Raw genomic sequence first — 9,184 nt, forward strand, 5'->3', positions numbered from 1 at the left:
AGGCTTCGGTTTCGGAGAGGCGGCGGACGAGGGCGGCCTGGAGCGAATCGGTGGGGTCGAGCGGCTCGAACTCGAGCACGACGTCGGTGTGGGCGACCGGGTGCACGTGGCAGATGCGGTCGACATGGTGGATGAGCGCTTGCCCGGGGCCTGCCAAGCCGATGATCGCTGCGCTGCCGTCTTCGTGCAGCGATTCGAGGCGAACGATGCCGGACCTGACAATCGCGGCCGTGGATGGAGGCACGCGGAGCGGCCGGCCTGCTGCAACGTAACGGCGCGGATGTCGCTCGTCGCTCGGTGGGTGCGCAGGGTCAGGAAATCGGCTGCTCGCCATGCGCTAATGATAGCTGGTCTCATTTCATGCGCGAGCGGCGGTCCTGCGGACGATGGGCTGGATCCTCACTTGGGTGGCGCGTGCGCGAAGCGCAGCGAGCGCCATGTCGGCGTCGGCTTTGGGCTCGCGCCCCGGCCCGAGGGCGACGTTGGGTCGTCCGTCGGTGAGAACGAGGACTTCGACCGACGGGGGATCGAAACGTTCGGCGAGCCGGGCTGCGAGCAGGTAGGCGGAGGCGAGCGGTGTGCCGCCCCCGGCCGGAAGCCTCCGGAGGCATTCCGCGACGCGGCGTGTGGAACGGGTAGGCGGCAGGGCGAGGTACGCGGAGCGGCCCCGGGCGACGACTACCGCGACGGAGCGTCGTTCGACGTACGCTTGGTCGAGTATGGCGAGCGCGACGCCTTTGGCGCGGCGGATCGCATCTCGGGCCATGCTTCCGGACGCATCGAGGACGATAAGCTGGAGCCGTCCGCTCCGGGATTTGCGAAGGCGACGCCGGAGGTCGCCCGGGGAGAGCCGGACAGGGTCGCCAGGGCGCCAGCCACGGAGCGGCAGCCGAGGGAGCGCCCAGGCGAGCGTGGCTGGGATATCGGGCCGGTAACCGCGATTCCAGGGAAGGGAGCGACCGGGCTGTCCCCGTGATGGGTGGGGGGCCCGGGGCCCACGTCGCCCCGGAAGTGGCCGCCGAGTTCGGCCGGGTAGAGAGCGAGGCGGGGCCGAAGCAATCGGCACAGCGGTGGGCGGGTCGATGGATTCTGGGCCGTCGCCACTGCCCTCGCCTTCGGAGGGCGTGGAGGGGGAGCGGTCGGACGCTGGTGGCGGGCTGGGCTGTGGAGGTTGCGGCACCGCGCGTCGGGGACCGTACACCCACGCGTCGAGCACCTGAGCAGGATCGAAGCCGAGGCTGGCAGCGGCACGAGCGACCGTAGCGGCTCGGTATTCGAGCTCATGGGAGACGATTCCGGCAGCGGAAGCCCCTTCGACGGCGAGCGCGACGATGTCGTCGATTGCCATCGAGATTGGCTGCTGTTGCGTTCGAAGCGGCCGGGGAGGCTGCTCCGCGAAGGCGAGGGCGAGTTGGCCCCCCGGCGGCCCTCCGAAGGGGACGACCAGGGCACAGCGCTCGCCGAGTCCAGGTGGGAGCTCCTCGAGCCGATGCGCTACGACGACCAGAGCCAGAGCCCTCCGGCATACCGCTGCGGCGTCCGGTTCGAGCTCCGACGTAGAGCGTAGGACGGCGACCCGGCGGGGCCATGGTCGACGGGAATCGGGGCGGACGGCTTCGTTCAGCGCGGCGAGGTCGGTGGAAGCTTGGACCAACAATGGTGCCCAAGACGGGGGCAGCGAACGGAGAAGCTGCCGCATGCCAAGGTCGCACAGCCAGCTATCGCCGGTAAGGACGATCCCGACGGTAGGGTCGGCAAGGAAGACGGCTATCGGGATGGATGTGTCGGGTCCGGCCGAGCCGGCTACTGAAGTCACCGCACGATCCCTGTGACGGCGTCGATGGTCTGGGCGATCCGGGTATCGATGGTCTCGGCCGAGTCGAATGGCTCGCGAGGGATACGGTGCCGGAGCGCCATGGGCGCGACGGCTACGAGGTCTTCGAGCGCGGCAGCCGCCCGCCCGGCGAGCGCGGCGCGGGCTCGGGCAGCTCTGGCCGTGACGATCTCGCCGCGGTGGCCGGTGGCACCGGATGCGACCACGATTTCCACGATACGGTCGAGGACCGCTTCGGGGACTTCGACGCTTGCGACGCGCTCGCGCGCCTCGGCGACTGAGTGAGCGAGCGCCGCATCGGCTTCCTGGTATCGCGCGCAGAAGGCGACAGGGTCGTCCGTAAAGGCAATGCGGCGCGCGACAACCTCACGCCGGGCTGCGACGTCGGTGATGGTTTTGACGTTGACCGCGAGGCCGAAGCGGTCTTCGAGCTGGGGGCGGAGGTCGCCCTCTTCGGGATTGCCGGAGCCGACGAGGATGAACCGCGCGGGGTGGGTGATAGCGAGGCCATCGCGTTCGACGTGATTGACGCCGCTCGCTGCGACATCGAGCAGGAGGTCGACGAGGTAGTCGTCGAGCAGGTTGACTTCGTCGATGTAGAGGATGCCACCATCGGCTTCGGCGAGGAGCCCGGGCGCGAATTTCTTCTCCCCGCGCAGGAGGGCTGCTTCGAGGTCGAGGCCACCGAGCACTCGGTCATCGCTGGCCCCAAGGGGCAGGGTGACGACGGGGACGGGAATTCCGGCGTGGGCGAGCGCCTGGGCGAGCGCGCGTACCGTGGTCGACTTTGCGGTTCCCCGGTCGCCGAGGGCAAGGAGTCCGCCGATCTGGGGGTCGATGACGTTCAGCAGGAGTCCCAACTTGAGTTCGTCTTGGCCAAGGATGGCGGAGAAGGGAAAGGTCAGCGTCTCGCAAGCCGGGTGGTTAGGGGGTTGCAAGGGAGACTCCTTCGATTTGGTCGTCGAGAATCCTGGCTACTGCGTCGAGCTGCTCGATGATGTCGGGAGGCGCATCCCAGAGTCCGCGGCGGGACGCTTCGAGCAGCCGCTCGGCCATGCGCTGGACAGCGAGGGGGTTCTCGCGCGCCATGGCTTCCCGAAGGGTGTCGTTGAGGAGATATTCGCGCGCGACCTCGGTGAAGAGGTCGCTGCTGACTGCGGAGGTGGTGGCGGCCCAACCGAAGGTGTTGTCGAGCCTCGTCGCCACCTGTGCGACTCCGTTGTACCCGTGTTCGAGCAGGGCGTCGCGCCACTTTGGGTTGAGGAGACGGGTCTTGGTTTCGTACCAAAGGGCTTCGCGAAGGGTGCGGACGCGGCCGCCGCGATGGAAGGTATCGGCGACGAGGGTGACGGGCTCTTCGCCTCGGGCCTGACGGGCGGCGTTCGTCAGCCCGCCGAGGTATTCGAAGTAGTGGTCGACGTCGGAGAGGGAGACCTCGGTGGAATCGACGTTCTGGAAGGTGACCTCGACGGTGCGCAGAAGCCGACGGAGCACGGTTGGGTGTGCGGCCGCGAGGAGTCGATCGCCGTAGGCAAAGCTGGTGGAATCGGCGAAGACTTCGCCGAGCTGCTCCGCATCTTCCCATTGGGACGACAAGACGGCGTCGTTGACGCCGGTTCCGTAGCGGCCCGCACGCTGGGAGAAAACCCGCGCAGCTGCCTCGTCGAAGCCGATGCCGAGCTCTTCGGCGGCTTCGAGGACGTGTTTCCGGACGAAATTCTGGTCGAGCGGTTCGTCCAGCGCCGCGACGGCCCGGAATGCGCGGTCGAGTAGTGAAGTGGAGGGGAGGAAGAGGTCGCGGAAGATGCCGGAGACGGTGAGGAGGACATCGACGCGGGGGCGCCCGAGTTCGTGGAGCGGGGTAATGGTGAACGCCGTCATTCGGCCGAACGAGTCGGCGGTCGGCCGAACCCCGATGAGGCGGAGGACCTGGGCGATGGCCTCCCCTCTCGCCTTGATGGTCTCGAGGCCCCAAAGAACGACGCCAACGGATTCGGGGTAGTGACCTGCCTGGCGCAGCGCCTCGGCGAGGAGATCATCGGCGAGGCGCTCCCCGGCTGCTATTGCCGATGGTGTGGGCACCCGATACGGATCGACTGCGACGAGCCCGCGGCCTGTCGGGAGGGCGGATGGTTCGCGAACGGGGTCGCCGCCCGGCGAGGGTGGGATAAAGCGGCCGGCGAGTGCCGCGACGAGGCCATCGAGCTCGGTTGCGCCGCCGAGGAGCTCGAGCCGCTCGCGCAGGTGGCGATACCATCGATCGACGAGGTCCGGATCGAGATTCGAGAGCACGCCTTCGGGCTTCGGCGGATGCTCTTCGATGACGGAACGGGCGAACGCCTCGATGACTTCTCGGGTCGCGCGCTCGCTCCCGGCGAACGGAAGTATTACATCGAACAGGGATGGTTCGCGGCCAGCGGGCTCGAGGGGATATTCGGCGGCGGCGGCAAGGACGCCGGACGCCTCCGCGGGAGGGATACCCTCGCCGAGCACGTGGAGGCCGAGCGGTACGAGGGTTGCTTCGAGTTCATCGAGGGCGCGGGTGAGCGATTCGACGTATGGCGCGGCGTCGGTGCTCGACGGGGGCGGAACGATACTGTGGAGGCCGGCCTCGCGCGCAGCGGCAATCAGGGCTTCGAGCCTCGTGTCGGTTGGGGTCTCGCGAAATGCTTCGAGGGCATCGCGGGCCGCGGCGAGCGTGCCGTGGAGTTCGGCCCGCGCAACTGGGGGGCTCAGATAACTCACGATTTCGGAGCCGGAGCGGCGGCGCGCGATGGCGGCCTCGGCCGGGTTGTTCATGCAGTAGTAGTAGAGGTGGGGGATTGGCCCGATCAGGGCCTCCGGGAAGTCGGTCGCGAGGAGGCCGGCTTGCTTCCCGGGCATGAACTCGAGCGCCCCATGGGTTCCGAAGTGCAGGATGGCATGCGCACCGAATCGGCGAGCTATCCAGTCGTAGAGGGCGACGAAGCTGTGGCTCGGTGACGCATCGGGGCTGTAGAGCAGGCCGATGGGATCGGAGTAGCCACCGTTATCGGGCTGGACCAGGACAGCCACGTTGCCGAAGACGGCACCACGGATGGCGAGGGCCGCGCCATCGGTGTCGATATCGCCTGGAGGCTTTCCCCATTGGCGAGAAACGCGCTCGACTCCCGGTGCGCCCGAGGCGTACTCGGCCGTCGCGTACCAATCCGCGATGGCGACCCCTGTCCTTGGTGCGCCGGCCTCCGCATCGAGGACCGTCTCGAGGAGGTGTGTCGGGGAGTCGGGGACGTCGACGAAGTATCCCTCCTCGCGAAGCCGAACGAACAGCGCGTGGAGCGAGGCAAAAACATCCAGGTATGCGGCTGTGCCGACGGCGCCGCCATCCGGTGGCACACAGAAGAGGACGATGGCGATGCGCTTTTCCCGATTGGGGATTCGGCGCAACTCGACGATTTTCGCGGCGTGGGCAGCGACGCGGTCGGTCATTTCCGCGATGGGAACCATCCGGTCGTCGACACTGGAGCGACCGGCGACGACGCGCGGAGCGAGCCCTGCCTCGAGTTCCGGTACGGCGACCTGCATCGCGACCGCCATGGGCGCCAGGCCGGCCGGGTTCTCCTGCCAGGCTTCGACCGATTGGAACAGCAAGGGGACCGCGTTTACCTGGGGGCAATCCCACGCTTGGAGGAGGGCGACGTCACCGGCGAGGTTGGGCTGGCCGTGGGTGCCCGTCAGGGTGAACCCGGACAAGTTGATGACGAGGTCGAAACGTTGGGCACGGAGTGCGTCGTCGATGCGACCAGCGGCGTCGAGCGCGCCGAACCATGGCACGACCCGGAGGTTGTTTCGCTCGAGCGATTCGACCATCGCGGTGATGTGTGCGTGGTTGCCCGACGTGATCTGCGTGGAGAAAACGACGAGCAGGACCGTGCCAGCTGGGTCGGGCATGGGCCGGGCCGCCTCGAGGGCGACGATGAATTGGTCCCAAGTGGCTGCGATACCGACCGCGGGGTGCCAGAAGCCGCACGCCGGGAAAATTTCTGGCCAGCCGGGGTCGGGGACGGCGCTCGGTTCGACCTCGTGAGCGAGCGCCGCCAAGGCGAGGGCGACGTTTTCGGCGGAGAGGTTCAACAAGGCCTGAAGAATGCGGCCCAGCGAGCGCAGTTGCGGCTGGTCGGTCGGGAGGTGATGTGCCACCTGCGGAAGGAGGGTCGCGATAGCGGCCGGGACGGGTGGAACCGGGTAGCCGGCGGAAGCGAGGGTGCCAGCAGCGACTGCCAAGGCGGGCCGGGCGGCAGGGTCGGAAATTACCAGCCCGGGCACCCGGGCGAGCGCCATGATGGCGGGGGCATTCGGCGCGCTCGGAAAGAACCAGGGGGTTGCGTCGGCGAGGGTACTGGCGGCGGGTTGGAATCGATCGTCAGCGAGACCCGTCACGAAGACGGCGTCCCAGCGGCGCTGGAGGAGGGAGTCGAGGGTGCCGCCCTCGAGAAGAGCGTCGCGGTCGATGAATTCCGGCACCACGGCGACTCCCCAGCGCTCGGCCGCGAGCTGTATCCCGGAGCGGAGTGGGAACGCCCGGTGTCCATCGAATCCGACGAAGAGGCAGCGGAGGGTGGCACTCACTGGGGCAGGGCTCCGGGATGCAGTGCACGGGCGAGGCTTTCGACGCCGGCGCCGACGCGGTCGGTGGGGAGGAAGATCTGCCAGGCGGGGAGAACGATAATTCGGTTGTCACGGACTGCGGGGAGTTCGCGCACTCCTGGGGAATCGAGGAGGGCTCGGTAGTTTGTAAGGCCCTTTCCCCAAACGTCGACGATGAGGATGACATCCGGATTGAGGGCGGCGACGCTTTCGGCTTGGGCCGGGCCGCCGGTTTCGCTGAGGACCTCCCCGCCTGCGAGGGAAACCAGGGTCGGGGTGATTCCGCCTCCCGATTTGCCGACGATGAATGGACGGTTCGCCTGGTCGGAGAGGGCAAGCACGCGTGGCTTCGTGGGTGCATTCTTGACTGCCTTCTGGACGCGGTCGACGGATTGCATCATTTCGGCGATGAGGGCCTCGGCGCGCTGTGGCTCGCCGACAGCCTTGCCGATGGCACGAACGTTCTCCGCGATTTCCTCGGGTGTCCCCCAATGCGCAAAGACGAGCAGGGGGATTTGGAGTTGTTCGAGCTGTTTGGCTGCATCCTGCTCGCCACCGTGGCGTGCGCTGATGAGGACGAGGTCGGGCCTGAGGGCGACGATGCTTTCGGGCTCGGGCTTCGTGCCTGGTGGGAGTTTCGTTGCAACCCGACCGGCGGCATCGGCGCCGGCGGCAAGGGATGCGTTGGCATTGGATTCGGGCGCGGCGGCCACGCGCTCGGGGCCCGCGAGCCGGATGGCGATGTCTGCAACATCGTTGGAAAGGGCGACGATGCGCTGCGGACGTTGGGCGATGGTGACCTTACGCCCTTCGAGTTCCACGGTCACGGGGAAGGAGGCGACGACCGGGGTGGCGGTGGGCTGGGCCGGTTGGCTGGCCGGCGATGGCGAGGCGGCGGATGTGGCTTGCTGCTGGGGCGGAGTACCGTTCTCATCGTCGCCGCCCGACCCGCAGGCAGCGGCGACAGGGAGGATGAGCAGCGCGAGGGCTGCGAGCAGAATCCGATTCACGTAGATACCTCCGTGGTATGGTTGACGGCCCGACCGGCGGCGATTAGCCGCGTCGGCCCGGGATGGCCAGCTGGACCGCCCGGCTCGGTCCCGTCCCGGGCGTGCTCATGGAGAACGGCGATGACCTCGTCGATCGATGGGGCATCACCGAGGCGCCAACGGGCGCCGCGGACAATGAAGGGGGGATGGCCTACGACGAGCGTTTCGATGGCGTCGTGCTCGGCATTGGACCAGGCGGAGGGTGCAACGACGTCGAAGCCAAGCTCGGCAGCGAACCTGCCGGATTCCGATTCGGCGGGCGTTATGACCGTGACGTCGAGGCAACCGTGGCGGAAGAGCGCGGCCAGGACCCGGACGAGGGAGACACCCTGCCCCGCCACCGCGAGCCTGCGCGGATGGGCGTGACGGACGGCGACGACGCTGGGGCAATCGACAAGGTCGTCCGGGCGAACGGCGACGCCTACGCCGTAGGCGTCGCGGAGGAGGGAGGGAGCGAGAACCACGGTGGGGTCGCCATCGGCGCGCACTTTTCCTCCCTGCATGACGAGGATGCGATCGCAGAAGCGGGCGGCGAGGTTGAGGTCGTGGAGGACAGCGATGCCGCCAGCGCCGTTACCGATGACGTCGCGCGTGATGGCGAGCGCGTGAAGTTGGTGGCGTAGGTCGAGGGCGGAGACAGGCTCGTCGAGCAGAAGAAGTTTGGGTTCGCCGCAGATGGCGCGGGCGAGCATGACGAGCTGGCGCTCGCCGCCGGATAGTGAGGAGACTGCGCGGTCCCGCAGATGAGGGAGGCCGACCCGTTCGAGGGCGGCGGCGGCGAGCGCGTAATCGTGGGCGGAATCGACCACAAGCCCGGATCGGTGGGCGTGGCGCCCGAGGAGGACGACCTGCTCGACGGAGAGGGGGAAATCGATGCGGGTATCCTGCGGGACGTAGCCGATGAGGCGCGATCGCTCGCGGCGGGGAATGCGGTCGATGGGTTGTCCTTGGAGGACGACGCTGCCGTGGGTTGGGCGGAGCAGTCCCGCGAGCAGCCGAACGAGTGTCGATTTGCCGGCTCCATTGGGGCCGACGAGACCGACGAGCTCGCCGGGGACAACCTGAATGTGGACGTTGTCGACAATGGTGCGGCCGGACAAGTCGAGGCCAAGGGCTCGGGTTTCGAGGAGTGCGGTCGTCACAGTGCGAACTCCCGGCGGCTCCGCAGGACGAGCAAGAGGAAGAGCGGACCGCCAACCAGCGAGGTGACGACGCCGACCTGGAGCGTGACGGGCTGGAAGGCCATACGGGCGACGGTGTCGCACATTACGAGGAAGGCCGCGCCCCCGAGGGCGCTGGCCGGCAGGAGCAGCCGATTGTCGGTGCCGACGATGAGCCGCAGCGCATGGGGGATGACGAGCCCGACAAAGGAGATGACGCCCGTCACGGCGACGGCCGCGCCGGTGACGAGGGCAGCGAGGCCGAGGACCGCCCAGCGGACTGGTCGCACCGCGACCCCGGCGCTGGTCGCAAGGTCTTCGCCGAGGAGGAGGAGATTGAGGTCGCGGCCGAGGGCGACGATGCCCGTGACGCCGATGAGGATAGGGGCGAGGGCGAGGCGGACGTGCTCCCAGGTTCGCGCCTCGAGGCCGCCTTGGAGCCAGAAGATGATGCTGCGAATCTCCTGTTCGTTGCGGGCATTGGCGACGAAGGCACTGACAACGCCGCCCAGGAA

The 9,184-nt window shown here is 68.2% G+C and carries 7 protein-coding genes and 1 pseudogene; 1 reads left to right on the plus strand and 7 read right to left on the minus strand.

Annotated features, from left to right (window positions below; genetic code table 11):
* Together VAE53_RS11675 and VAE53_RS11680 are read right to left on the minus strand one after the other, a co-directional pair.
* Positions 1-334 (minus strand): annotated as a pseudogene (locus VAE53_RS11675) (hypothetical protein); the annotation flags it as partial.
* Between the two features lie 24 nt (positions 335-358).
* A complete protein-coding gene (locus tag VAE53_RS11680) occupies positions 359-1,348 on the minus strand; it encodes a VWA domain-containing protein (RefSeq protein ID WP_322819543.1) in 990 nt (329 codons plus the stop codon).
* Here VAE53_RS11680 and VAE53_RS11685 point away from each other — a divergent pair.
* The gene (locus tag VAE53_RS11685; protein WP_322819549.1) at positions 1,283-1,567 is read left to right on the plus strand and encodes a hypothetical protein; all 285 of its coding nucleotides are present in this window, start codon (positions 1,283-1,285) and stop codon (positions 1,565-1,567) included. The genes VAE53_RS11680 and VAE53_RS11685 overlap by 66 nt on opposite strands.
* A gap of 245 nt (positions 1,568-1,812) precedes the next feature.
* On the opposite strand, the gene VAE53_RS11690 is transcribed toward VAE53_RS11685, so the two are convergent.
* The 5 genes from VAE53_RS11690 to VAE53_RS11710 form a co-directional block, all read right to left on the minus strand.
* Positions 1,813-2,772 carry an AAA family ATPase gene (locus VAE53_RS11690; protein ID WP_322819544.1) on the minus strand — a complete coding sequence of 320 codons (960 nt, stop codon included), beginning with the start codon at positions 2,770-2,772 and terminating at the stop codon, positions 1,813-1,815.
* Positions 2,759-6,442 (minus strand): magnesium chelatase subunit H, encoded by a 3,684-nt coding sequence (gene bchH, locus VAE53_RS11695; protein WP_322819545.1) that lies wholly within the window; start codon positions 6,440-6,442, stop codon positions 2,759-2,761. The genes VAE53_RS11690 and bchH overlap by 14 nt, the downstream gene beginning before the upstream one ends.
* Complete coding sequence (locus VAE53_RS11700; RefSeq protein ID WP_322819546.1) at positions 6,439-7,470, minus strand: ABC transporter substrate-binding protein; 1,032 nt, start codon at positions 7,468-7,470, stop codon at positions 6,439-6,441. Before VAE53_RS11700 ends, bchH begins: the two co-directional genes overlap by 4 nt.
* Positions 7,467-8,651 (minus strand): ABC transporter ATP-binding protein, encoded by a 1,185-nt coding sequence (locus tag VAE53_RS11705; RefSeq protein WP_322819547.1) that lies wholly within the window; start codon positions 8,649-8,651, stop codon positions 7,467-7,469. Before VAE53_RS11705 ends, VAE53_RS11700 begins: the two co-directional genes overlap by 4 nt.
* Positions 8,648-9,184 (minus strand): iron ABC transporter permease (locus tag VAE53_RS11710; protein WP_322819548.1); only part of this gene is annotated, 537 nt, incomplete at its 5' end. The genes VAE53_RS11710 and VAE53_RS11705, both read right to left, overlap by 4 nt.

It is taken from the genome of Tepidiforma sp. (assembly GCF_034432735.1).
Lineage (GTDB): Bacteria > Chloroflexota > Dehalococcoidia > Tepidiformales > Tepidiformaceae > Tepidiforma.

Coding starts and splice junctions, on each gene's coding strand:
- VAE53_RS11685 (WP_322819549.1), top strand. CDS start 1,283: ATGGGAGACGATTCCGGCAGCGGAAGCCCCTTCGACGGCGAGCGCGAC.
- VAE53_RS11680 (WP_322819543.1), bottom strand. CDS start 1,348: ATGGCAATCGACGACATCGTCGCGCTCGCCGTCGAAGGGGCTTCCGCT.